General features: G+C 61.2%; 22 protein-coding genes and 1 riboswitch. Of the genes, 13 read left to right on the top strand and 9 right to left on the bottom strand.

The genetic code is table 11. The annotated features are described in order from the left end of the window. Positions 1-5 precede the first annotated feature (5 nt). Positions 6-218: riboswitch (cobalamin riboswitch) on the bottom strand. A 337-nt stretch (positions 219-555) separates the two neighbouring features. From PFU01S_RS06315 to PFU01S_RS06305, 3 genes are all read left to right on the top strand, one after another. Continuing rightward, the gene (locus PFU01S_RS06315) at positions 556-2,154 is read left to right on the top strand and encodes an ATP-binding cassette domain-containing protein (RefSeq protein WP_028687485.1); all 1,599 of its coding nucleotides are present in this window, start codon (positions 556-558) and stop codon (positions 2,152-2,154) included. A 74-nt stretch (positions 2,155-2,228) separates the two neighbouring features. Then, complete coding sequence (locus PFU01S_RS06310; RefSeq protein WP_255212319.1) at positions 2,229-3,269, top strand: branched-chain amino acid aminotransferase; 1,041 nt, start codon at positions 2,229-2,231, stop codon at positions 3,267-3,269. Positions 3,270-3,432: 163 nt separating this feature from the next. After that, a complete protein-coding gene (locus PFU01S_RS06305; RefSeq protein WP_023535690.1) occupies positions 3,433-4,152 on the top strand; it encodes a TorF family putative porin in 720 nt (239 codons plus the stop codon). Between the two features lie 43 nt (positions 4,153-4,195). On the opposite strand, the gene PFU01S_RS06300 is transcribed toward PFU01S_RS06305, so the two are convergent. From PFU01S_RS06300 to PFU01S_RS06290, 3 genes are all read right to left on the bottom strand, one after another. Beyond that, positions 4,196-5,089: a DMT family transporter gene (locus PFU01S_RS06300; RefSeq protein WP_028687486.1), complete on the bottom strand. Its 894-nt coding sequence runs from the start codon at positions 5,087-5,089 to the stop codon at positions 4,196-4,198. Positions 5,090-5,177: 88 nt separating this feature from the next. After that, on the bottom strand, positions 5,178-5,606 hold the full coding sequence (locus PFU01S_RS06295) for a RidA family protein (protein WP_028687487.1): 429 nt from the start codon (positions 5,604-5,606) through the stop codon (positions 5,178-5,180). A gap of 142 nt (positions 5,607-5,748) precedes the next feature. Further along, a complete protein-coding gene (locus PFU01S_RS06290) occupies positions 5,749-5,961 on the bottom strand; it encodes a PLDc N-terminal domain-containing protein (protein ID WP_023535666.1) in 213 nt (70 codons plus the stop codon). Between the two features lie 220 nt (positions 5,962-6,181). Here PFU01S_RS06290 and PFU01S_RS06285 point away from each other — a divergent pair, with 220 nt between their 5' ends. Then, positions 6,182-7,189, top strand: a complete 1,008-nt coding sequence (locus tag PFU01S_RS06285; protein WP_027914899.1) for a GlxA family transcriptional regulator — start codon at positions 6,182-6,184, stop codon at positions 7,187-7,189. A 31-nt stretch (positions 7,190-7,220) separates the two neighbouring features. Here PFU01S_RS06285 and PFU01S_RS06280 read toward each other — a convergent pair whose 3' ends face one another. Then, complete coding sequence (locus tag PFU01S_RS06280; protein WP_027914898.1) at positions 7,221-8,102, bottom strand: NHL repeat-containing protein; 882 nt, start codon at positions 8,100-8,102, stop codon at positions 7,221-7,223. A 196-nt stretch (positions 8,103-8,298) separates the two neighbouring features. Here PFU01S_RS06280 and PFU01S_RS06275 point away from each other — a divergent pair, with 196 nt between their 5' ends. The 3 genes from PFU01S_RS06275 (at position 8,299) to PFU01S_RS06265 (ending at position 11,628) form a co-directional block, all read left to right on the top strand. Continuing rightward, on the top strand, positions 8,299-9,279 hold the full coding sequence (locus PFU01S_RS06275; RefSeq protein ID WP_028687488.1) for an aliphatic sulfonate ABC transporter substrate-binding protein: 981 nt from the start codon (positions 8,299-8,301) through the stop codon (positions 9,277-9,279). 14 nt (positions 9,280-9,293) lie between these two features. Continuing rightward, complete coding sequence (locus tag PFU01S_RS06270) at positions 9,294-10,685, top strand: LLM class flavin-dependent oxidoreductase (RefSeq protein WP_028687489.1); 1,392 nt, start codon at positions 9,294-9,296, stop codon at positions 10,683-10,685. 106 nt (positions 10,686-10,791) lie between these two features. Continuing rightward, the gene (locus PFU01S_RS06265) at positions 10,792-11,628 is read left to right on the top strand and encodes a bifunctional allantoicase/(S)-ureidoglycine aminohydrolase (protein ID WP_023535538.1); all 837 of its coding nucleotides are present in this window, start codon (positions 10,792-10,794) and stop codon (positions 11,626-11,628) included. 59 nt (positions 11,629-11,687) lie between these two features. On the opposite strand, the gene sodC is transcribed toward PFU01S_RS06265, so the two are convergent. The 3 genes from sodC to ggt all read right to left on the bottom strand — a co-directional run bounded on the left by sodC (position 11,688) and on the right by ggt (position 15,044). Beyond that, positions 11,688-12,203 (bottom strand): superoxide dismutase family protein, encoded by a 516-nt coding sequence (gene sodC, locus PFU01S_RS06260; protein WP_023535661.1) that lies wholly within the window; start codon positions 12,201-12,203, stop codon positions 11,688-11,690. Between the two features lie 99 nt (positions 12,204-12,302). Beyond that, positions 12,303-13,184, bottom strand: a complete 882-nt coding sequence (locus PFU01S_RS06255; protein WP_027914895.1) for a LysR substrate-binding domain-containing protein — start codon at positions 13,182-13,184, stop codon at positions 12,303-12,305. Positions 13,185-13,253: 69 nt separating this feature from the next. After that, positions 13,254-15,044: a gamma-glutamyltransferase gene (gene ggt, locus PFU01S_RS06250; protein WP_028687490.1), complete on the bottom strand. Its 1,791-nt coding sequence runs from the start codon at positions 15,042-15,044 to the stop codon at positions 13,254-13,256. Positions 15,045-15,271: 227 nt separating this feature from the next. On the opposite strand from ggt, the gene PFU01S_RS06245 reads away from it, so the two are divergent. After that, positions 15,272-15,670: a MerR family transcriptional regulator gene (locus PFU01S_RS06245; RefSeq protein ID WP_028687491.1), complete on the top strand. Its 399-nt coding sequence runs from the start codon at positions 15,272-15,274 to the stop codon at positions 15,668-15,670. A 19-nt stretch (positions 15,671-15,689) separates the two neighbouring features. Then, entirely contained in the window at positions 15,690-16,589 is a 900-nt protein-coding gene (locus PFU01S_RS06240; protein ID WP_028687492.1) for a hydroxymethylglutaryl-CoA lyase, read from the top strand. 533 nt (positions 16,590-17,122) lie between these two features. Here the strand turns inward: PFU01S_RS06240 and PFU01S_RS06235 are convergent. Continuing rightward, positions 17,123-17,629, bottom strand: a complete 507-nt coding sequence (locus PFU01S_RS06235) for an MgtC/SapB family protein (protein ID WP_028687493.1) — start codon at positions 17,627-17,629, stop codon at positions 17,123-17,125. Between the two features lie 275 nt (positions 17,630-17,904). On the opposite strand from PFU01S_RS06235, the gene PFU01S_RS06230 reads away from it, so the two are divergent. From PFU01S_RS06230 to PFU01S_RS06215, 4 genes are all read left to right on the top strand, one after another. After that, complete coding sequence (locus tag PFU01S_RS06230; RefSeq protein WP_028687494.1) at positions 17,905-18,144, top strand: DUF3203 family protein; 240 nt, start codon at positions 17,905-17,907, stop codon at positions 18,142-18,144. Between the two features lie 120 nt (positions 18,145-18,264). Then, positions 18,265-19,668: a cytochrome c oxidase accessory protein CcoG gene (ccoG, locus tag PFU01S_RS06225; RefSeq protein WP_028687495.1), complete on the top strand. Its 1,404-nt coding sequence runs from the start codon at positions 18,265-18,267 to the stop codon at positions 19,666-19,668. Between the two features lie 49 nt (positions 19,669-19,717). Further along, complete coding sequence (gene mapR / locus PFU01S_RS06220; RefSeq protein WP_027914888.1) at positions 19,718-21,127, top strand: GntR family transcriptional regulator MpaR; 1,410 nt, start codon at positions 19,718-19,720, stop codon at positions 21,125-21,127. A 484-nt stretch (positions 21,128-21,611) separates the two neighbouring features. After that, positions 21,612-23,255: a PAS domain-containing hybrid sensor histidine kinase/response regulator family protein gene (locus PFU01S_RS06215; RefSeq protein ID WP_042139257.1), complete on the top strand. Its 1,644-nt coding sequence runs from the start codon at positions 21,612-21,614 to the stop codon at positions 23,253-23,255. A gap of 16 nt (positions 23,256-23,271) precedes the next feature. Here PFU01S_RS06215 and PFU01S_RS06210 read toward each other — a convergent pair whose 3' ends face one another. Continuing rightward, complete coding sequence (locus PFU01S_RS06210) at positions 23,272-24,018, bottom strand: SDR family oxidoreductase (RefSeq protein WP_028687497.1); 747 nt, start codon at positions 24,016-24,018, stop codon at positions 23,272-23,274. Between the last annotated feature and the right edge of the window lie 118 nt (positions 24,019-24,136).

The following is a 24,136-nucleotide window of genomic DNA, read 5'->3' as shown; positions in this document are numbered from 1 at the left end:
TTTAAAGTCGAAAACGTTGCGAGGCAGGTCTCCTGGCTTGCACCTGCGCCAGGCACGGTCATCAGGACCGGGCTTGGGAGAAGACGCCTTCCCGCGCTTGGCGCAGTGGCAGTGTCGACTCATCGATGGTGCCTACAGTTGCGGGGGCAGCCGCGGCTTGAACCGCGTTCCCGTCTTAGCTCCGGCCTGGCCGAAGAACCTCGAACGGCCAAGGCTACGCAGTGGCCGTCGGGTGGTCAACCGTTGTCGAGGCTGTGGGGACGCCGCACTGCTGGTAGGCGGCGAGCATCCTCTGGTTCACACAGGGGCACAGCGCTGAGCGTAGCGCAGTACGTGTGCAGGAGCGGCCGCTTCAACCAAAAGAATAAGTGCAAGGCACTCACCACTCCCCTCAGCGTCTGCCCCACTTTACGCGCCGCCCAGCCTCCTCTACTCTTTCCACGTCCCCATCACGAGGTATTCGTCCAATGCGCCATTGATGCCGCCGTCTGTTAGACGGCCAGTCTTCACTTTCCGGTCGCCACCGGAAATGTCGCGGCATTCGTGGAGTTGCACATGACGACTACGTCTATCCTTACGCTGGACAGCGTCACCCTGGTCTTGCCAGATGGCAGGCCACTGTTCACCGATCTAACACAGACCTTCGACAGTACCCGAACCGGATTGGTGGGTCGCAACGGCGTTGGCAAGAGCCTGCTTGGCCAACTCCTCGCTGGCCGGCGGTTGCCAAGCAGCGGCACGTGCCGGCGCTTTGGCCGTGTCCATCTTGTCGATCAACAGGTGATCGACACCAGCAAGACCGTAGCCGATCTGGCCCAGATGGGCCCATTGATCGCAGCGCTCGAACGAATCCAGATGGGCAGCCTAGAGGCGGCTGACTTCGACACCGTTGGCGAGCGCTGGGATGCGCCGGAGCGCCTGCGCGCCCACCTGCATCGCCATGGCCTGGGTCACTTGGAGCTGCAACGCCCTGTTCATACCCTGAGCGGCGGGCAAGCCATGCGTGTGGCGCTGATGGGCGCCTGGTTGAGCGAGGCCGACTTCCTGATACTCGATGAACCTACCAACCATCTTGACGACCACGGCCGCTCGCAATGGCTGGCGATGATGCAAACCTGGAACCGCGGCCTGCTCGTGATAAGCCATGACCGGTCTCTACTCGATCACATGGACGGTATTCTCGAACTGTCAAGCCTGGGTCTGAAAGCCTATGGCGGCAACTTCAGCCACTATCACGCGCAAAAGCGCTGCGAAACCACGCAAGCTGCACAGCAGTTGGAGTACCTCAAGCGCTCCCAACAGCAGCAAGCCAGAGCTCTGCTGCAGCAACGCCAGGCACTGGACAAAGCGCAGGCCCGGGCGGGGCGCAAGGCCAAGCACGTCAACCAAGCCAAGATCCTGGTCGATCACCGACAGCAAGGCAGTCAGGCGACACTTGGCAAGCAGCGCCGACGCCATCGGGAGGCCGAGGAACGGCTGACCGACAGGGTGCGCGAAGCTGCGCAAGCGGTCGAAAGCGCCTGCGAAATTACCGTGCACGCGCCAACGCTTGAGCCCAGCGTCCAGCGGCAAGTGTTAGTGCTGCAAACCTTGCGCCTGCCGCATGGCACATCGGTACCCATCGAATTCAGCCTGCGTCAGGGCCAACGCTGCGCCCTCACCGGCGTCAATGGCAGTGGCAAGAGCACCCTGCTGAAGATGATCGCCGGCCAGTTGCCAGCGCCTGCAGGCAACCTCCTGGTCGCAGGCGAAACAGCGCTGCTCGACCAGCACTGCAGCGTGTTGTCTGCCGACGTGAGCGCGCTGGAACACGTGCAACAGGCCAACCTGGCACTGGATCCGAGCCGTGCCCGCATGCTGCTGGCTCAGTTGGGCCTGGACGCTGCGCGTGTCGTGCTGCCCAGCAGGCTGCTCAGTGGAGGCGAGCGCATGAAGGCGGCCCTGGCAGCGATTCTGTACCGCAGGCGCCCGGTAGAACTGCTACTACTGGACGAACCTGGCAACCACCTTGACCTGCCATCGCTCCAGGCCCTGGAAAGGATGCTGGAGAAGTTCACCGGCGCGCTGATCATCGCTTCCCACGACCAGGTGTTGCTCGATGCGCTCGAGCTCGACCGCTATCTGCACCTTGCGCAGCCGCATGCCAAGTCGTGATAGGACATTTCCGATCCGGCGAAGATGTATTAAGGTGGCGTGTGCGCATATAACAGCAGCCCCAACGTGGGCACTTGCAAGACAACGAGGGTGTCATGAGCAACGAAAGCATTAACTGGGACAAGCTCGGCTTCGACTACATCAAGACCGATAAACGCTATCTGTCTGTCTGGCGCGATGGCGCGTGGGATGAAGGCACCCTGACCGAAGACAACGTGCTGCATATCAGCGAAGGCTCCACGGCCCTGCATTACGGCCAGCAGTGCTTCGAAGGCATGAAGGCCTACCGTTGCAAGGATGGCTCGATCAACCTGTTCCGCCCCGACCAGAATGCTGCCCGCATGCAGCGCAGCTGCGCGCGCCTACTGATGCCCCACGTGCCTACAGATGTGTTCATCGAAGCCTGCAAGCAGGTCGTCAAGGCCAACGAGCGCTTCGTGCCACCCCATGGCAAAGGCGCCCTGTACCTGCGCCCATTCGTCATCGGCACGGGTGACAACATTGGCGTGCGCACCGCGCCGGAGTTCATCTTTTCCATCTTCGCCATCCCGGTAGGCTCGTACTTCAAAGGCGGCATGAAGCCCCACAACTTCCAGATCTCCAGCTTCGACCGGGCTGCCCCGCAAGGTACCGGCGCTGCCAAGGTCGGTGGCAACTATGCGGCCAGCCTGCAGCCAGGCTATGAGGCGAAAAAGGCCAACTTCGCCGATGCCATCTACCTCGACCCGTTGACCCATACCAAGATCGAGGAAGTGGGCTCTGCCAACTTCTTCGGCATCACGGCCAATAACGAATTCGTGACGCCCAAGTCGGCTTCGGTACTGCCCGGCATCACCCGCTTGTCCCTGATGGAGCTGGCGCAGTCTCGCCTGGGCCTGACTGTCATCGAAGGGGATGTGGAAATCAGCCAGCTGGATCGCTTCATCGAGGCAGGTGCCTGCGGTACCGCGGCGGTGATCACCCCCATCGGCGGCATCGAGTATAACGGCAAGCTGCATGTGTTCCATGACCTTGAGAAGGTCGGCCCCGTTACCCAGAAGCTCTACAACGAGCTGACCGGCATTCAGAGCGGCGACATTGAAGCGCCGGCAGGCTGGATCGTTAAAGTGGCCTGATCACCGAAGCTGCTTGATGTCAAAGGCGCGCTCCTCAGGGGGCGCGCTTTTTTTTGCGCGTCGCGACAGGCAATTGCGTACTTGAGCAGGCCATGAGGTTTCCTCCTGGGGCCAGGCCCGGTATCCTTCAAGGCTCTACTGCAAGCCCTTCAGGAAGCCGACCATGACCAGGCCCCTTCTAGTGCTGAGCGCGGCCCTGCTGTTCAGCCCCACGCTCCTGGCCCAGCAGATCAAACGTGAAGTGGGCGACTTCGACTTTACCCTCAGTACGACCCCTACCCGCAGCATGGCCCAGGGGCTTATTTCCCCAGCCGCTACCGGCGCCTTTCACGGCGGCCTGGACTTCAGTCACACCAGCGGGTGGTACGTAGGGCAGTACACACCCAGCATGGGCGTGGCGCCAGGGTCCACCCTGCGGGTCGATAACTACGTGGGCTACAAGCATCACTTCGACAGTACCTTGGGTTACGAGATCGGCGTCATTCACTACAGCCAACCCAACATCGCAGGCGCAGAGAGCCATGCGCTGTATGGGGGTATTTCGATCATGGGCAGCCGCTTCGGCGGGGCATTGCGTGACAACCCAAGCAACCGGATCGGCACCTTGTATGCCGATTTCGGGCAGGTTCCCCTGCTCAATGCCGACCTGACGGTCAAGCTTGCACATCATCGGCTCGGCACCCCGTTCACGATTGGCGACGGCAGCCAGGTCAACGGTTTCTCCGACTGGTCCATGCAGCTGTCGCGGCCCTGGTTGGGCCTGGACCTGAACCTGATCTACAGCGACTCGAACCTGACCGGTGGCGGCTGCGATGCTTATTCGGGGATCAACACCTATTGCGAGAGCGTGGTGACGCTCAAGGCCCAGCGCAGTTTCTTCTAGGCAAGCCTGCTCATGCTCAGGCTTTGCCGGCCACTGGGCAACCTCAAGCCTGTGTCGGTGCCTGTAGACGAGGAGCCGTTACTGCGATAGCCACCCCGCCCAGTACTATCGCGCAGGCACCTATGGCACGTAGCGACAGCGCCTCTCCGATCACCAACACCCCACCCAGCGAGGCGATCACCGGGACGCTCAGTTGCAACGTGGCGGCCTGTTGAGCGCTGATGCGCCGCACCACGCTGTACCAGACGGCATAACCTGCCGCCGATGCCAGCATCCCAGAGCACACCGCGAAGAACACGCCGGCCGTCGAGAACCGTAGCTCGGCACCCAGAGCGATCAGCGGCGTGCACAACGCCAGGAAGGGCACGCTGCGAACGAAGTTGCCTGCCGTGTCCGCCAGCGGCCGAGGTGACCCCTGGCCCAGCAAGGTATAGAGCCCCCATGCCATGCCCGCGGCTACCATCAGCAAGGCGCTCGTCAGTGTAGGTGCGTGGCTGCCAGGCAGCAGCAAAACGACCAGGCCTGAAAAAGCCATCAGCATGCCTGACAACGCGCGCAGGCTGATCCGTTCTCCACGCACCGCCGCCACGCTGAACATGGTCAGCTGAACGGCACCAAACAAGAGCAATGCCCCTACGCCCGCGCTCAAATCAAGGTAGGCAATGGAGAACAGAAAGGCGTAGCAAAACAACGCCAGACCGCCTCTCCAACTGCCGGCAGCCCCTGAACAGGGGTTGCGCAGCCGCACCAGCCACCACAGGCACAAGGCGCCGCTGCCCAGGCGCAGTGCGGTGAAGGTGATGGCGTCGACGGCGCCATCCTTGAGCGCCAGCCGGCAAAGTACCGAATTGGCGGCGAAGGCCATCAAGCTGAACATGGCCGGCCAGAACCAGGCGCTCAGTAACGGCCGGTCGATCGGGGAGGAGGTCGTGCTCATGGTGTGGTCACCTCTGAGAACTGCTGTGCTCATCGCGCAGGAAGGCGCAAACCTGATTAGAGATTTACTACACAGCGAGTCGTTGGCGCTACCTACCTTGGGAGGAGGCGGGCAGCGCCGCTACGGCATCCACCTCGATTAGCATCCCGTCCAGGGCCAGTCGCGCAACCGGTATGAGCGTGCAGGTAGGTTTGGTAGCCTGGCCCCAGGCGCGGTCTACGGCGTCCACCCATTGCTTGAGGCGTGCCTGGCTATGATCGACGATAAGCAGTGTGAGCTTGCACACGTGCTCAAGACCCGCGCCTTTGCTGGACAAGGCCAGCGCCAGATTGGCAATGGCCTGTCGAGCCTGGACGGCGAAATCAGGGGACAGCGTTCCACTGGCCTGCTCCCCACCTTGACCCGCGATGAACAGCAGCCTGCTCCCGGAAATCACGTCAGCCACATGGGAGTAACCGTTGCCACTGGGGTCATACAGCGATTGAGGGTTACTCAGGTCAAAGGCGGAGGTCTGCATGGCATTGGCTCTCGGTCTGTGGAATGAACGCCGAGTATCCAACCTCAAGCAAACCTGAGGTCAAGAGCCGAAAGCGGCCCTGAGCGTGACAGTAGAATTACAGCAGCGATGCCGCCAGACGCCCCCGCGCCTGGCCCGCGATTCACTTCTCTTCCAATACAGCCTTGCCCTTGACTGCGCGAGGCCCGCGCCAGGCCCAGATCGGCAGGCCAGGGAACGGTGCCCACACCACGAACACAATCCACAGCATCTTGCGCTCGGCGCGCCGATCGCTGCCCATGATGTGCCAGATCGCCCAGATCTCCAGCAAAATCAAGATGATTGCCACCACGAACCAAATCGTTCCGATTTCCATGAGCTTCCTCCCATTGGCACTTACCCTATTGATTCCCCGATAACGCCTAGGGTTCCGTTGGATTTGAACGGCGCCAGCACGCATGCAACCTCCCTGCCCCAGGCCGACGCCCAGCGCATGCCTGAACACGACCTGCACATTGGCGCCAGCCACCTTGCCGATTGTCTTTCCAAGGGGCACCGGCCACACTTTGGTGCGAAGCCAGGAAGCGGAGTCCAGCGTGTCCACACCCCGTCAGTTCAGCAAAAAGAGCAGCACCAGCAACATGCTGCGGTTAAAGACCAGCAGCGCCAGCGTTGAAGCGCCCTATCGGGTCGACTTCGTTTTGCTCGAACACTTTTCCATGGCCAGCTTCACCGTGGCCATGGACGTACTGGTCACGGCTAACCTTTTGCGCGCCGACAGCTTCCAATTCACGCCCTTGTCGCTTGCCGGTGACCGCGTACTGAGTGACCTGGGGCTCGAGTTGATCACCACCGAGCTTTCGGCGACCGCCCTCAAGCACTTGGACTTGCTGGTGGTCTGCGGCGGCTTACGCACGCCGCTCAAATACCCTGAACTCGACCGCTTGCTCCAGGACTGCGCTTCCCACGGGATGGCCCTGGGCGGCTTGTGGAATGGCGCATGGTTTCTCGGGCGCGCCGGAGCGCTGGATGACTACGGCTGCAGCGTTCACCCCGAACAACGTGCCAGCCTTGCCGAACGTAGCCCGCAGACGCGTATCACGCCTGCAAGCTTTACCCTCGACCGGGACCGGCTGAGTGCCGCCAGCCCAAACGGGGCGATGGAACTGATGCTGGGACTGGTACGACGGCTGTACGGTGATGGCCTGGCAGAGGGCGTCGAGGAGATTCTGTCCTTCTCTGGTGCGCGCTATCGCCAAGTGGGTCCCGGGGCCAAGAAGTCGATGAGTCTGCACCTGCGCACCATCGTCGAGCTGATGGAAAACAACCTCGAAGAAACCCTCAGCCTGGACCAGTTGGCGGCTTACAGCGGCCGGTCCCGACGCCAGATAGACCGGCTGTTCCAGGCGCAGTTGGGCACCTCCCCCCGGCGTTACTACATGGAACTTCGCATTACCAAGAGTCGCCGCCTGTTGCAGTACTCCGATCTCTCGGTGATGGAGGTGGCGGTAGCGTGCGGCTTCGTCTCGGTGTCGCACTTCAGCAAATGCTACGCCGCCTATTTCGGCTATCCCCCGTCGCGTGAGCAGCGACTGGGGGATTGATGGCTGCTGTCATCGACTCTTTTTTCAGACTTCAGTTTGACGCAGCGGCCGGCTGCGCTGGAGGGGTCAGGTGCAGCACGCGATCACGTCCGCCTTCTGCAAGCCAGTAACCACCGCTGCCATCGGCCACGATCGACTGCGGCGCCTTGAGAAACGAGAGCACGGTCTGGCGAGTCCCATCGGGCTTTATGCGCAGCAGCCGCGCCCGGTGAGTGTTGTCTTCACTGATCCAGAGACCACGCTGGTCGCAAAACAGGAATGTAGGGTTGTTGAGGCCATCGATCACCACAGGGTCCTTGCCATCCTTGGACAGCGCCCGGACCTGCCCTTCGGCTTTCTCGGTATACAGTAGCCGGCCACCCCCGCATCGGGTCAAACCTTCGGCTTCGGTCAGGCCCGCACGCAACACGTCCACCTGGCCGCTGCGCCAGTCATAGCGCAGCAAGCGGCCATCACCCTTGCGGTCTTCGATGGCGAAAAGGTGGTTGCCCTCGTTCCAAAGGCCCTGTACCGCAATACCCTCGAAAAGTGGTGTGACGTGGCCATCGACCGCCAGACTCACCGGCGCCAGGCCACCTTCCTGGCTGAAGACCCAGCCCCCTCTTGCCGCCACCATGCCGTCCGGCTTAGACAGCTTGTCCACGAGCACTTCGCGCTCACCGTCCGCAGCAATCTTGAGAATGCTGCCGCGACCATCGTCCAGCTCTTGGCTGACCAACAGGCTGCCGTCGGCCTGGGGAAGCAGTGACGCAGCCTTGTCCACATTGCGGTGCACGACCTCGACCTGCCAGCCCGAGGCGGCTTGCACGGGGTAGAAGCTTTGCCAGGCGAAAAACCCGAGGGTTGCGACTACAAGGCCAGTGGTAGCGGTTAGCACGATGCGAGTGCTGCGTGTGCGCAGGAAGATAGACATGGAGAACTCCTTGATTCTGCTAGGAATGCTACCAACGGGATGTGAAAAAAACGTCGACAGCGCACAACTGATTACAAAACAAAAGGATATAAAAATAACTAAACAATCTAATAATTAGTAATAAAAAAATTGAAGAAGCGCGCTCATGTGCTTATTTTCTGGTGCTCCTGTTGAACTGAACATCAAGGATCGCGCCATGCCCCACCCCCTCTTTTCATCACTACGTCGGCGAGTACTGGGAGGGCTAATGGCCTCGCTTACCGGCGCCCTGCTGTTAGCCGGACCGGCCCAGGCGGGGGAAAACAGCACCCTGCGCATCGGATACCAAAAATTCAACAGCCTCAACATCCTCAAAGGCAGCGGTGCGCTGGAAAAGGCCCTTGCCCCTCAAGGGGTGAGCGTCAGCTGGCATGAATTTGCTGCGGGCCCTCAGTTGCTCGAGGCGTTGAGTACGGGTGCCATCGACGTGGGGCACGCTGCCGATGCGCCTTCGGTGTTTGCCCAGGCGGCCGGCAAATCCGTGGTCTACCTGGCTGCTGAACAGCCCTATCCACGTGGGATCGGGCTGGTGGTGCGCCAGCAGGACACTCTCACGCACGTGCAGGACCTGAAGGGCAAGCGCGTGGCCACTGGCCGGGGGTGGAATGCCCAGTATTTGCTGGCCGTGGCTTTGCAACAGGCAGGGCTGAGTTACCAGGACATCACCCCGGCGTACGTCAACAACGCAGCCGACGCGATAGCCGCGCTGCAGTCAGGCAGCGTTCAGGCCGCTACGCTATGGGACCCGTTCCTGGCTGCAGCAGAGCGTCAGCCAGGGCTGAAAAACCTGCGTGACGGGACCGGCTTGACCAATAATCGCACTTTCTATTTGTCCACCGCCCACTTCGCGGACAGCAACAAGGCGTTGCTCAGAACATTCTTCAGCGAACTGGCCAAAGCCAGCCAGTGGGCCAATGACAAACCTGCCGACGTCGCCGCATTGCTGGCACCGCAGCTTGGCATCAACGCCGATGTACTGGAGGTGGCGAGTCAACGACGCAACTACAACGCCGTGCCGGTGACGCCAGAGATCGTTGCCGAACAACAGAAGTTGGCAGACACCTTCCAAGGGCTTGGCCTGATCCCCCGCAAACTGAACGTAGCCGAAGCGGTTTATCCCGCTTCCGTGCTGCCCTGAGGCGAGGTCAGCCTATGCCCCGCCCTATGCGCTTCAACGCCTTCAGCATGAATGCTGCCAGCCACCAATCGCCTGGATTGTGGCGCCACCCACGCAACACCAGCACCGATTTCAACCGCCTGGCCTACTGGACCGACCTGGCGAGGCTGCTCGAACGCGGTGTGTTCGACGCATTGTTCATTGCCGATGTAATGGGCATCTATGACGTCTATCAAGGCAGCCCAGGCCCGGCCTTGCGCGGCGGCGTTCAGGTGCCGGTGAACGACCCGATGCTGCTGGTCCCGGCCATGGCCGCTGTGACCAAGCACCTGGGTTTTGGGGTCACCTTCTCGCTGACCTACGAGCATCCCTACCCCTTTGCCCGGCGCATGTCCACGCTCGATCACCTCAGCGACGGGCGCGTGGGCTGGAATATCGTCACCGGCTACCTGGACAGTGCCGCGCGTAATCTTGGGCTGGATCGACAACTGGGGCATGACCAGCGCTATGACCTGGCCGAAGAGTATCTGCAAGTGCTCTACAAGCTCTGGGAAAAAAGCTGGGACGAGGATGCCCTGGTGCTGGACCGTCAGGCTGGCCGTTACGTCGAGCCAACCCGTGTACACGCCATCGGTCACCTCGGCGAGCATTTCCAGGTACCTGGTATTCACCTGTGCCAGCCCTCCCCGCAACGGACCCCCGTCTTGTTTCAAGCAGGCGCATCTGCGCGTGGTCAGCAGTTCGCTGCAAGGCATGCCGAGTGCGTGTTCATCAGCGGGCCTACACCCACGGTGCTGCGGCGCTACGCCGATGGTGTTCGTCAGGCCAGCGAAGCGGCAGGACGCACGCGTGACGATGTGCTGATCTATGCCCAGGCGTTACTGATCGTCGCGCCCACCCACGAGCAGGCGCAGGCACGCTTTGCCCAATACCGCAGTTTCGTCGACATCGAAGCAGCCCTGACCCTGCTGTCAGGGTGGACCGGTATCGACCTGGATGGCCTGGACCCTGATGCGCCGATCCAGTACGTGGAAAACGATGCAGGCCGTGCGGCCCTGGCAGCCTTCACGGCGGCTGACCCTAGCCGCCAATGGACAGTGCGCGAAGCGGCGCAATTCATCGGGCTAGGAGGACGCGGGCCCGTCCTGGTCGGTACGCCAAGCGAAGTCGCTGACCAGTTGGAAGCGTGGGTCGATCAAACCGATATCGACGGTTTCAACCTCACCTATGCTGTCCAACCTGATGACCTGACCCACGTCGTGGAGTTGCTCATTCCTGAGCTGCAGCGCCGTGGCCGTTATCCCAAGGGCTACGTCGATGGCACATTGCGCCACAAGTTGTTCGGCGAGGGAGACCGCCTGACGGCGCACCATGTGGGTAGCCAGGTGAGTATTCAGCAAACAAATACCGGGTATTCCAACATTTAATTTGTAGATGCTCGGCGCGCCACCCTATCCTGTGCCCACGTCCCCTGCACCGCACCGGCCGGTGCGGTCCACGGCATGGGGATAGAACAACAAGTCGAGAGCATTCATGTCGAACCACGCCTATTTCGCGCCCCACGGCGGCCACCCGGCTCAAACCGAGCTGCTGACCGACCGTGCCATGTTCACCGAAGCTTACGCGGTCATTCCCAAGGGCGTGATGCGTGACATCGTCACCAGTCACTTGCCCTTCTGGGACAAGATGCGCATGTGGGTCATCGCCCGGCCGCTGACAGGGTTCGCCGAGACGTTCTCCCAGTACATCGTCGAGGTGGCGCCTGAAGGCGGGAGCGAACGGCCTGAATTGGACCCCAACGCCGAAGCGGTGTTGTTCATCGTCGAGGGCGAGCTGGACATCACCGTCGAGGGCCAGCACCACACACTGGTGCCAGGGGGCTATGCGTTTCTGGCGCCTGGCGCCGAATGGAGCTTGCGCAACAACAGCAAGGCCAATGTCACCTTCCACTGGCTGCGCAAGCACTACCAGAAGGTCGAGGGGCTGGACGTGCCGTCCTCATTCGTGACCCATCGCGACAACGCTACCGTGATCGAGATGCCAGGTACCGAAGGCCGCTGGAAAACCACCCGCTTCGTCGACATGGCCGACATGCGCCATGATATGCACGTCAATATCGTCACGTTCCAACCAGGTGGCGTCATTCCGTTCGCTGAAACCCACGTCATGGAGCACGGGCTTTACGTTCTCGAAGGCAAGGCGGTCTACCGCCTGAATCAGGACTGGGTCGAGGTAGAAGCCGGCGACTTCATGTGGCTGCGCGCCTTCTGCCCGCAGGCCTGCTATGCCGGCGGCCCTGGCAACTTCAGCTACCTGCTGTACAAGGACGTGAACCGTCACGTGCACTTGACGCTCAACCCCAAGCGCTGAAGTCAAAAGACCGCCTGCCGGTCGACGAGGCGCACCCACCAGGGTGCGCCAACCCGCCGTTACTCAACCACCCCACACGCCACGCGCGCACCACCGCCACCCAACTTCTCGGGGTGGTCGCTGTGGTTATCGCCACCTGCGTGCACCATCAAAGCATGGCCTTTGAAGTCCTCAGCCTTCAAGCGCGGTGCCAGCACTGGATAGGTTGCCTTGCCATCGGCACCTACATACAACGCCGGCAGGTCACCGCGGTGACCGCTGTCATCATAAGGGCCTTTGTGCGCGTTGGTCGATTGAGGGTCCCAGTGGCCCCCTGCTCCCCCTGCTGGCACGGTTTTGCCTGCGTCCTGCGCAGGTGCGCAGGACGGATTCTGGTGCAGGTGGAAACCGTGCACACCCGGTGGCAGGTCTTTGAGGTCCGGAGTCAGCAGCGTTCCGTACTTGTTCTGTTCGATACTGATGGTGCCGATCGACTTGCCTGGGCCATCGGCGCCTGCCAGCTTGAGCTCGACGGTCTGGGCGGCTTGGGCCAGGCCGGTAGTGGCCAGCAGGGCAGCGATTACAACTGCTTTCATAGGGTTCTCCATGGCGTGGTGAAGGCGGACGTCATACCCGCGTTGTGCATGGGACTGCATCATCGCGCAGTCATTCCCTTGTGCCACAGCCTGAAACACTTAAAGGCTACCACCGGCCAACAGCTGCTTGAGCACCTGCGCCAGGTCCTTGACCGTTGGATCGGCGGTCGGGCGGTGCACGATGACGATCTCATAGCTGTCGACTTCGTCCAGCCCCTGCTCGACGCCCAGCACGCGATGCTCCGTGGTGGCGGCGCGCGGCGGTAGCAGGCTGATGCCCATGCCATCGGCGACCGCGGCCTGGATGCCACTCAGGCTCGAACTGGTGAAGCTGATACGCCAGCGCCTGCCACTGCGCTCGATGGCGGTAATCATGTCCTCGCGGTACAAGCCCCGCGGCGGGAATGTCACCAACGGCACCGGGTCCAGTTCAAAGGCAGGCAGGCGCGCGCTGTCGATCCATTGCAGGCGCTCTGGCCAACAAGCGACGCCTTCGCGACTGTTGCGTCGTTGTTTGAGCAGTACCAGGTCCAGCTCGCCATTGTCGTAGGCCTGGCTCAGATCCCGGCACAGCCCACTGGTGACCTCCAGCTTCACCTGCGGATTGAGCCGACTGAAGGCCGATAGGGCATGGGTGGTCGATCCGCCCACGAAGTCTTCGGGCACACCCAGGCGCACCGTGAAGCCGACCATGGCACCGGCCAAGGCTTCGAGCATCTGGTCATTCAGGGCCAGCATGTGCCGGGCGTACCCGAGCAACGTCTGCCCGGCGTCGGTCGGGAGCACGTCGCGGTTGCCACGTACCAGTAAACGATGCCCCACCATGTCTTCCAGGCGCCGGACTTTCTGGCTGATGGTGGACTGGGTCGAATGCAAGCGAGCGGCAGCCGTGGTGAAACTGCCGCAGTCGGCCACCACGACGATCGCCCGTAAGAGGTCCAGGTCGAATAAGGCCCTATTCGGTTTAACGTTATGAGACATGCGAGTATTCGACAAATGAATGGGAGGAGCGTTTTCTAGCACGCGCCTGTACAGCTCGCAACGCTGGCCTTAGTCCCCCAGTGCCACGCCCTCCCGGCGCGGGTCGGCACCCCCCGACCAGTCTGACCCAGCTCGCCAAATGACTTGCAGGCCGCTGGTCATGTCCATTGGCGTTACCGTGTGGCCCCACGCCTCGAGCTGGCGGATCAACGCAGCGCTGGTCAACCCTGATTCCACCTCGGTTGCGCCGTTGCGGCTGCCGAAATTGGGCAAACCGGCGGCTTGCTGGGGGTTCAGCCGCCAGTCCAGCAATGCGATGAGTGCCTTGTTGACGTAACCGATGATCTGCGAGCCGCCGGGCGAGCCAAGGCTGGCCACCAACGCCCCATTGCCGCGGGAGAACACCAACGTTGGCGCCATGGCTGACAGGGGACGCTTACCCGGCTGAACGCGATTGGCCACTGGCCTGCCCTGTTCCCGGGGCACGAACGAAAAATCGGTCAGTTGGTTGTTGAGCAAGAACCCTTTGACCATCAGGTGCGAGCCGAATGCGCCTTCTACCGAGGTGGTCATGGCCACGGCATTGCCTTGGTCATCAATGGCGCTTACGTGGGAGGTGGCTATGCGCGGTGGCGATCGGTCAGGCGCGAGCGTCAACAGCGCACCCTTCGGATAGCCGGGGCTGGCCTTGTTCATGCTGCGCTCACCCACCTGACTGGCACGCTGTGCCAGGTAGCCCGGGTCGAGCAGGCCCTTGAGCGGAACGGGTACATAGTCACTGTCGGCCAGATACTGGGCGCGATCGGCATACACCAATCGTTCGGCTTCGGCAACCAAGTGCACGGCGCGTGCTGGCGCCTCCAAGGTGGCAGCAGTGGTCGAGGGGACGGGTGTGAGGTGGGCTAGATCGTCCCTGGCCGATCTGCGTTGCAATGCCTCCAGTATGCCCAAGGTCTGCAATACCGCCACGCCCCCGGAGGATGGGGGTGGCATGCCGCATACCTGCCAAGCTTTGTAGGGCCCGCAGACAGGTTCACGCTCGCTGGCGCGGTAGTGCTTCAGGTCATCGATGGACAGATACCCTGGGTTAGCGTGGTTATGAACAGCGGCCACCATGGCCTGCGCGACCTCGCCGTTGTAAAACGCCTGCGCGCCGTGCTGCGCGATCTGCTCGAATGTGTCGGCAAGTGCGGGGTTACGCAGTCGTGTGCCTACCGCAAGCGGGCGCCCCGTCGCGTCCAGAAAATAGCCAGCCATGCTGGGCGACCTGGCCACGAAGGGGTCAGCCTCCAGCAGCGCGTGTAGCCGTGCCGAGACTGGGAACCCGGTACGGGCCAATTCGATGGCGGGTTGGAACAACGCTTGCCAGGGCAGGACGCCGTGCTGCTTGTGGGCCAGCTCCAAGGCCCGCAGTACGCCTGGCACCCCCACCGCTCGCCCGCCTATCTGGGCTGACCTGAAGGGTATGGGTGCCCCTTTGTCGTCGAGAAACAGCCGTTCGGTCACCTGTGACGGCGCCGTTTCCCGGCCATCGAATGCCTGCGTCTTTTTCCCGTCCCAGTGGAGGATAAATGCACCGCCGCCGATCCCACTCGATTGGGGTTCGACAAGTGTCAGTACCATTTGCATCGCAATCGCCGCATCCACCGCGCTGCCCCCGGCGCGAAGGATGCGTTGTCCAGCCTGGCTAGCCAGCGGGTTGGCGGCTGCTACCATATGACGCTTGGCTGCCACCGGCTGCAAGCCGGCGCGATAACCGGAGCCAAGTTCGGGTGCTACGGGCAGCACTTGCCTGGCCTGGGCTAGGTTACAGGACAGGCTCAGGCACAGCGCGCTGACGGATACAAAGAGAGGGTTCATACAGCCGCTTCCTGCGTTGGGCCTGGCATCGATGCCAGGCTGTCGAATCGAAAAGGGGCGCTGACGCTTTTAGGTAAGCATTCTGGCTGGGCGAGGATAACGCGACTGCAACGCCCGGGACCATCGACGCTCACGCGGTTGTTGCGCGGTTCGATTCCTGTCGCTCACCTTGACGTATACGTAAAGCACGCTTCAGGATGGCGGCATATCCTGTCCAGAGCCCTGGTATGAGTACCCAGACCTACAGCATTTCCGACCTGTCCCGCGAGCTGGACATCACCACGCGTGCCATTCGTTTCTATGAAGAGCAAGGGCTGCTTCGTCCCGAGCGACGCGGCCTTGAACGCATCTATTCGGCGCGGGACAAGGTCAGCCTCAAACTTATCTTGCGGGGCAAGCGTATCGGCTTTTCGCTGGCAGAATGCCGTGAGTTGATCGAGCTGTACGACCCATCGGGCGGCAACCTCAAGCAACTCAACAGCATGCTCGCCAAGATCGCCGAGCGGCGCGCCCAACTGGAACAGCAAATGCTCGACATCCACCAGATGCAACTCGAACTGGACACTGCCCAGGAGCGCTGTGAACAGGCGCTGGCTTGCACGCTTGCCAATAAAGACCACGGTTGACCGTTACAGGAACCTCATCATGTCCTTGCCTGAAAAAGTTCGTCTGGTAGAAGTTGGCCCTCGCGATGGGCTACAGAACGAAGCCCAGCCCATCCCTGTTGCCGACAAAGTACGGCTGGTGGACGACCTGACAACGTCTGGCGTCGCCTACATCGAAGTGGGCAGTTTCGTTTCACCCAAGTGGGTGCCGCAAATGGCCGGTTCGGCCGAGGTGTTCGCGAGTATCGAGCAGCGTGCGGGCGTCACCTACGCAGCCCTGGCGCCCAACCTGCGAGGCTTCGAAGATGCCGTGGCGGCGGGCGTCAAGGAGGTGGCGGTATTCGCCGCCGCGTCAGAAGCGTTCTCGCAGCGCAATATCAACTGTTCCATCTCGCAGAGCCTGGAACGTTTCGAACCCATCATCGAGGCCGCGCGAGCCCAGGGTGTGCGGGTGCGTGGGTATGTATCTTGCGTACTCGGCTGCCCATACGAAGGCTCGGTCCGTGCGGAGCAGGTGCTGCCGGTGGCGCGCGCCCTGCACCAGATGGGCTGCTACGAGGTGTCGCTGGGCGATACCATCGGCACCGGTACTGCTGGTGACGTCCGACGCTTGTTCGAGGTGGTGGCGGGCCATATACCCCGCGCGCAATTGGCGGGGCACTTCCACGACACTTACGGCCAAGCCCTGGCCAACGTGTATGCGAGCCTCCTTGAAGGCATCAGCATATTCGACAGCTCAGTGGCGGGTTTGGGTGGCTGCCCCTATGCCAAGGGCGCGACGGGTAACGTCGCAACCGAAGATGTCGTTTACCTGCTTGATGGGTTGGGCATCGAGACCGGTATCGACCTGCAACGCCTGATCGAGGCCGGGCAGCGCATCAGCACGGTGTTGGGAAGGGCCAACGGATCGCGCGTTGCACGTGCGTGGCAGACGCGCTAGGTCATCAAGGTGTCACGTCCGTGTGGGTGAAGTGTTACCGCTTAGCGAAGACGAGGCCAGATACGGGTATCACGGAAACATCTGGTGTGGTTTTACCGACGTCGCGCTTTTGCGAATTTCTTCATCCCATTGATTCAAAAGGATTTTTAAAACCTGGCACGCGAACTGCTATATCTCTTGTATAACAAGAACAACAAAGCATCACTCAATAAAAATAATAGAGAACGGCTCTGACAGAACAAGAACAACACGGCAGAGGCGTAGCAAGCAGATTTTTTTGGAGTCGACCCGCGTTCCTGGGGCAAGCCCCGCGAATTGGCACAGAACAACAAAACTACCTCCAGGTAGCAGCAGCCAACTCGGATCGTACGTGATGAAGGTCGGTCAGCGCTCAAAAAAATACGTTTGCTCTTGGCCCCGAATGGGGGCCTTGCACCACCCGGGCAGGCTGACAAAAACAACAACAGGCCAGCCCTAATAATAAAAAGAGCAAGCAGCAACGCTTTGGGGGGAGCTTCGGCTCCCCTTAGTGCTTATCCCTCCTCCTTCTGCTTCTCTTCGTGCTTGCCCTCGGCCTTCTCGACCAGCAGTGGCATCGTGCCCAACACCAACAACGCGAGCACCGTGCTTATCAATGCGGTGGCCTCCCGGCCCATCCCAGCGGCAGTGCCTATGGCGGCGGTCATCCAGAGGCCAGCGGCGGTCGTCAACCCTTTCACGTGGCTGGTGTCCCGTCCGTTGCCTTTCAGGATGGTGCCCGCCCCGAGAAAACCGATGCCGGCGACGATGCCCTGGATCACGCGGCTGAGGGCCTGTTCGTCGGCGCCTGCCATGCTGGGCGCCAGCACGAACAGCGCAGCACCGAGCGACACCAGCATGTGCGTGCGCACCCCGGCAGACTTGCCCCGATGTTCCCGCTCGAACCCCAATACCGCGCCGAGCAACGCTGCCATCAACAAACGCACAAGAATGCGTGTCACCTCGTGCGCATCGGTCACGTCTGCAAATTCGATCTGGATCGCGTGCCAGATAGTTTCCATCCTGTACGTTCTCTTCTAAGGCTGGCTGCTTGGCGAACGTCAGGTGCCTAGGTGGCAGGGCCATGCTTGCCCCAAGTGCTAATACACCAACCACGGCCCCCATACGATCGTGCTTGCCGGCAATGGGCTGCACAGCTGCACCCAACACCGGGCCCAGCATCCTCTCTTCACATTCATGGACCCTGAGTGCCTCTGCAAAGTGCCGTTGAGCCAACGGGTGCAACGATGTCCAATACCCTGCGGTCAACCGTTCGAATCACATCAGGAGACTTGTCATGCCAGTGGAAATCGATGCCCAAACCCAACGCTGCACGCTCATCAATGATCAGCAACGTCTTGAAGGCGCCGCTTGCGACGTCGAGATCTTGACTGACGAGCAAATGCGCATGTCAGTGGCGGTACTGGCCGAGATGCGCACGCCTATCACCGAATTAGAGGCAGATGCCCTGATGGTGGCCGGTGCGGTCGATAGCCGCAGGCATCTGAAGAGCACCGCGCCAGGCTCGATCATATAGGGGGATGCACGGCATGCGGCGCAACTGATATGGTTTTTATCGCCAAGGCTGAGCCTGTGCTGCTAGCAGAGTGAAGGCCATAGTGCACAGGCCTGATTCAGGCTAGAAGAGCACGGAGCCATGACCGATAGAACGCCTTACTCAGTGATCGCCGCTGTTCCTGCCAATCCTTCCCGGCGCACTCGCGAAGCCGCCATCCACACGCGCAGTTTCAACGGGCTGTTTCGCACCCTGCGCATTGGTTTCGCCGGCGCCCTGTTCGCCCTGTTCTTCGGCACTGCCTGGCTGAACTGGAACGGCCGCCAGGCCGTGCTGTGGGACCTGGAGAACAGCAAATTCCACATCTTTGGCGCTACCTTCTGGCCGCAGGACTTCATCCTGCTCTCGGCGCTGCTGATCATTTGTGCGTTCGGCCTGTTCGCCATCACCGTCTACGCCGGGCGCGTCTGGTGCGGTTACAGCTGCCCGCAAAGTACTTGGACCTGGTTGTTCATGTGGTGCGAAAAAGTCACTGAAGGCGACCGCAACCAACGCATCAAGCTGGCCGCAGCCCCCTGGAGCGTGGACAAAGCCGCCCGGCGCATCGCCAAGCACTCGCTCTGGCTGGCCATAGGGCTGGTCACCGGCATGACCTTCGTGGGCTACTTCACACCAATTCGTCCGCTGGCGGCCGAATTGTTGACACTCCAACTGGGCGGCGTAGCGCTGTTCTGGGTGTTGTTCTTCACAACGGCCACGTACTTCAATGCCGGCTTGCTGCGCGAAGCGGTCTGCCTGCACATGTGCCCCTACGCCCGTTTCCAGAGCGTGATGTTCGATAAGGATACCCTGGCCGTCGCTTACGATCCGCGCCGTGGCGAAGCACGTGGCGCGCGCAAGAAAGGCAGCGACCCCCGCGCCCAGGGCCTGGGTGACTGTATCGACTGCACCTTGTGCGTGCAGGTGTGCCCTACTGGCATCGACATTCGCGACGGTTTGCAAATGGCCTGCATCGGCTGCGCGGCCTGTATCGATGCCTGCGACGGCGTGATGGACAAGATGGGCTACCGACGCGGGCTGATCGGGTACAAGTCCGAGCACAGCCTGCAAGGGGGTACTACGCACTGGCTACGGCCACGCCTGCTCGGTTACGCCGCAGCACTGCTGGTGATGATCGGTGCCTTGTGCGTGGCATTGTACCTGCGGCCGATGGTATCGCTGGATGTGATCAAAGACCGCGGTCTGTTCCGCGAAAATGCGATGGGTCAGATCGAGAACATCTACCTGCTCAAGGTGATCAACAAGACCGAGCACACTCAACACTACGCGCTTCGGTTGCTCGATGCCGAGGGCTTTACCCTGCAGGGGCAGACAGCGCTTACTGTACCCGCCGGCGACATGAGCGAAATGCCGGTGTCCGTGGCGATGCTGGCCGACCGACCCGAAAGCGGTGCGGTGCCGCTTACATTCGAAATCAGCGAACGCGACGACGATTCGGTGCGCAGCGTTGCGCACAGCCGCTTCGTGGCGCCCATGAACCGATGACGCCTACACTCCACTTTTCTTGCCTGCCAGGCTTCGACAGAAGGCCACAATGAAACGTTACGAACGCTTCGCCGACGACATCGCCGAACTCATTCGCTCCGGCGTACTGGGCCCTGGTGAGCGCGTGCCCTCCGTGCGGTACGCTAGCCAGACGCACGGGGTCAGCCCCTCCACGGTATTCCAGGCGTATTACCTGCTGGAGCGGCGTGGGCTGATCCGCGCCAGGCCGCGCTCGGGCTACTTCGTCAATGCCCATGCGACTCGCCAATTCAGCGAGCCTCAAGCGCTGCACCCGATCAGCGAGTCCACCGATGTGGACGTAAGTGCCCTGGTCTTTTCCATCCTCGACTCGATCAAAGACCCCAACACGGTACCCTTTGGCTCAGCCTTCCCGAGCCCATCGCTATTCCCTCTCCAGCGCCTGTCCCGGTCACTGGCCAGCGCCAGCCGTGCCATGGACCCTCGGGTGGCGGTCACGGATCTGTCGCCCGGCAACCCGCAACTGCGACGGCAGATTGCCCTGCGCTACATGGTCGGCGGACTGATGCTGCCGATGGAAGAACTGCTGATCACCAACGGGGCACTGGAGGCCTTGAACCTCTGTCTTCAAGCTGTCACCCAGCCAGGTGACCTGGTTGCAATCGAAGCGCCCGCATTTTATGCCTGCCTGCAGGTATTGGAACGGCTCAAACTCAAAGCCGTCGAAATCCCCGTACATCCCCGCGATGGCATGGACCTGGAGGTGCTCGCCCAAACGCTGCAAAAACACCCGGTCAAGGCGGTGTGGTGCATGACCACGTTCCAGAACCCGGTCGGCGCGAGCATGCCGGAGGCCAAGAAGCAGGCGTTGGTCGAGCTGGTGACTCGCCATCAAGTGCCCCTGATCGAAGACGATGTCTACGCCGAGCTCTATTATGCCCAGCAGGCCCCCAAGCCTGCGAAAGCATTCGATACCCAGGGCCTGGTCATGCATTGCGGCTCCTTCGCAAAGAGCCTCGCCCCGGGCTATCGCATCGGCTGGGTCGCCGCTGGGCGGTTCGCACAGAAGGTCGAGCGGTTGAAGCTCATGACCTCGCTCTGCGCCTCGATGCCGGCCCAGGCTGCCATCGCCGACTACCTGCAGCACGGTGGCTACGATCGGCACCTGCGCAAGTTGCGTTATGCCCTCGAAGGCCAGCAAGCCAATATGCTGGCAGCGATCGGGCGTCACTTTCCGGCACAGACACGTGTCAGTCAACCGTCAGGGGGGTATTTCCTCTGGCTGGAGTTACCGCAACAGATGGACGCGCTCAAGCTGTTCCACATGGCGCTGGCGCAAGGCATCAGCATTGCCCCGGGGCCGATCTTCTCGCCCACCCGGCGCTTCGGCAACTGCATCCGGCTCAACTATGGCAGTCCCTGGAACGAAGGTGCCGAACAGGCAATGGCCACCCTGGGGCGGATCATTCGTTCTTTCTGAGTTGTGCCTTTAACCTCTCATGCACACACGGCTATAGTTGTCGAAATTTCCAAGCCCAATTGCCCGCATGACATCACAAACGACGTTGGACGACCGCGCAGCCTTACAGGCCAGGCTGCTTGAGCTCGAGGCCGAGCACGAGCAGCTGCGCCTGAAGGCTGCTGCGTATGACGCCGTCGTCGAGCAAATCGATGAAGGCCTGTGCATCTTGCAAGTGCTTGAGGATGAGCACGGCCAACTCAATGACTATCGCTACCTGATGTACAACGAGGCCTGCGCCCGCCACACTCTTCATGTCAAAGAGGTGGGTTTGACCGCAAGGCAAACCATTCCTGACGAAGTGGACCAATGGCTCCCACATTTCGCCGAGGTGGCTCGCACGGGTGTGCCCATGCACTTCGAACAGCGGCTGGCGGTCTCGAATCGCTGGCTGACCTTGAAAGTCAGCCGCCTCGAGCCCGCCTGCGAGCGAACATTGCTGGTTCTGTTCACCGGCAGGCCCGACGAAAACGCTGACGTCAATCAGTTGCAGGCGCTCAACCAGGAACTGGCACAGCAAGTAGACAGAGAGCTTGCCAGTCGCAAGCTGCTGGGCAACTTGGTCGATCACAGCGTTGCCAACGTATTCGCGGCCGATTGCAGCTTCAGGCTGCTGGCGATCAACCGTACCGCGCAGGAAACCTTCAAGCGGTGGCGCGGCCTGGTGCCCAGGGTTGGTGAGTACATCCCCGACTTCATCGCCGACCAGCCGGATATCGTCAAACAATTGAGCGGGCTGTGGCCAAGGATCATGGCGGGTAAGTCTTTCGTGGACACCGTTGCCATTGGCCTGCAATCGGATGTCCGTCACTACGAGGTGCGCTACAACCCGCTGCTCGATGCCGACCAGGTCGTGCAGGGTGGTTTCATGTTCGCCTATGACATCACCGAGCGCGTCGCTGAGCAGCAGCGCCTTGAGCAAGTGGAAGAAACCCTGCGCCAGTCCCAGAAAATGGAGGCCATCGGCCAGCTGACTGGCGGGATCTCCCATGACTTCAACAACTTGCTCGGCAGCATAATGGGTGCGCTGGAGGTTGCCGCTCAGCGGCAGACCGAAGGTCGCTATCCGGATGTTGCCAGGCTCATCGGGTTGGCCAGGCAGGATACGAAGCGGGCGGCTACCCTGGTGCAACGCCTGCTGACCTTCGCCCGGCAACAAAAACTGACCCCACAGACGGTCGACGTCCATGCGTTGGTGACCAGCATGCACGATCTCATCAAGAGCTCGTTGCACGCCAGCATCGAGTTCCAGGACCACACCACGCCTGGACACTGGCTTATCCAGGTCGACCCTTCCCAGCTGGAAAACGCGTTGCTCAACCTGTGCATCAATGCACGCGACGCCATGCCTTTAGGCGGGATGCTGGACATTCGCAACAATGACGTGCGGGTGCAGCCTTCGCTGGCCGACCGTCTTCACTTGCCTGTAGGCGAGTACGTCAGGATTTCTATCAGTGACACCGGCGTGGGAATGAGCAGCGATGTGGCAGAACGTGCCATGGAGCCGTTTTTCACCACCAAGCCACTTGGCCAGGGATCGGGACTGGGGCTACCCATGGTCTATGGCTTCATTCGTCAATGCGGCGGTCAGGTGAAGATCACCAGCACGCCGGGGCAAGGCACGTGTGTGGACCTTTATCTACCCAAGGACACAGGCCAGATCGCGCTGAGCATTGCCAACGTACCAACGCCATCCTGGCCCTCCCGGCAGGATAAACATCTGGTCATGCTGGTGGAGGACGAAGACACGTTGCGTCTGGTGATAGAGGAACTGCTGATTGATCAAGGGATGGAGGTGCGCGCCTTTGCAGAAGGCTCGCAGGCCTTGGAAGCTTTGAGGGCCGGCCTGCAGCCGTCGCTGTTGATCACCGACATCGGCTTGCCAGGCAGAGTCAGTGGCAAGCAGCTGGAAACCGCCCTGCCCGACTCGGCAGCCCTGCTCTACATCACTGGCTATGCCGATGAACAGGGCGTCGCCATGTCGCGTAAGGGTGCAGTGATGTGCAAGCCCTTTGCACTGACCGCGCTGGTCGAACAGGTGGCCCTGCTGCTGGCCGGCCATGACGCTGGCTCGAACAGGCGCGTTTGATGATGCGGGCGGCCGGTTATCTTCCGCCACTTAGGTCGATGAATGTACCTGTCGAATAGGAAGCTTTGTCAGACAGCAGCCAGATGATCGCCTCGGCCACCTCCTCGGGCCGCCCGCCTCGGCCCATGGGCAACCCGGACTCGAGTTTGCAGACCCGATCTGGGTCACCCGAAAGCGCATGAAAGCCTGTATGAATGTAACCGGGCCTGACCCCGTTGACCCTTACACCTTCCGCAGCTAGCTCTTTGGCAAGGCCCAGTGTGAACGTGTCGAGCCCTCCTTTCGAGGCGGCGTAGTCGATGTACTCGTTCGGCGACCCGAGTCGGGCGGCCAGGGATGAGACGTTGACGATGGCCCCGCCATTTCCGCCGTGTCGTGCGGCCATACGCAGTACGGCGTGCTTGGTGCAGAGCATGGGGCCGACGATGTTGGTCTTCATCATGCTGAGCAATCGCGACTCGGTCATGTGCTCGAGACGGGTTTGGGGAGCGATGGTGGCGGCATTGTTTACCAGGGCCGCGATAGGCCCCAGATCTTTATCTATACGCTGAAACATCGCGATAATCTCGGCTTCGCTGCTGACATCGGCGCGCACGGCAATAGCCTTGGCACCCAGGGTACGGACTTGGCTGAGGATGGCTTGGGCAGCTTCATCGTTGCTGAGGTAGTTGATGCACAAGTGGTAGCCATGCCGGGCAGCTAACAGTGCAGTGGCAGCACCTATACCGCGGCTGGCGCCGGTAATCAGGATGACAGGGTTCATAAGGTGTCGAATAGATTGAGGCTGTGGTTTGACGATAGAGGACATTTAAGTAGGTTGCCAGTTAAGCGGGCGGTGATGGGAATGAGCAGGCGAATTTTCAGTTGGGCACTAGTGCTTG

It is taken from the genome of Pseudomonas fulva NBRC 16637 = DSM 17717 (genome assembly GCF_000730565.1).
Lineage (GTDB): Bacteria > Pseudomonadota > Gammaproteobacteria > Pseudomonadales > Pseudomonadaceae > Aquipseudomonas > Aquipseudomonas fulva.
The sequence above is the reverse complement of the archived record's forward strand: the minus strand, read 5'-3'. Positions and strand labels throughout refer to the sequence as shown.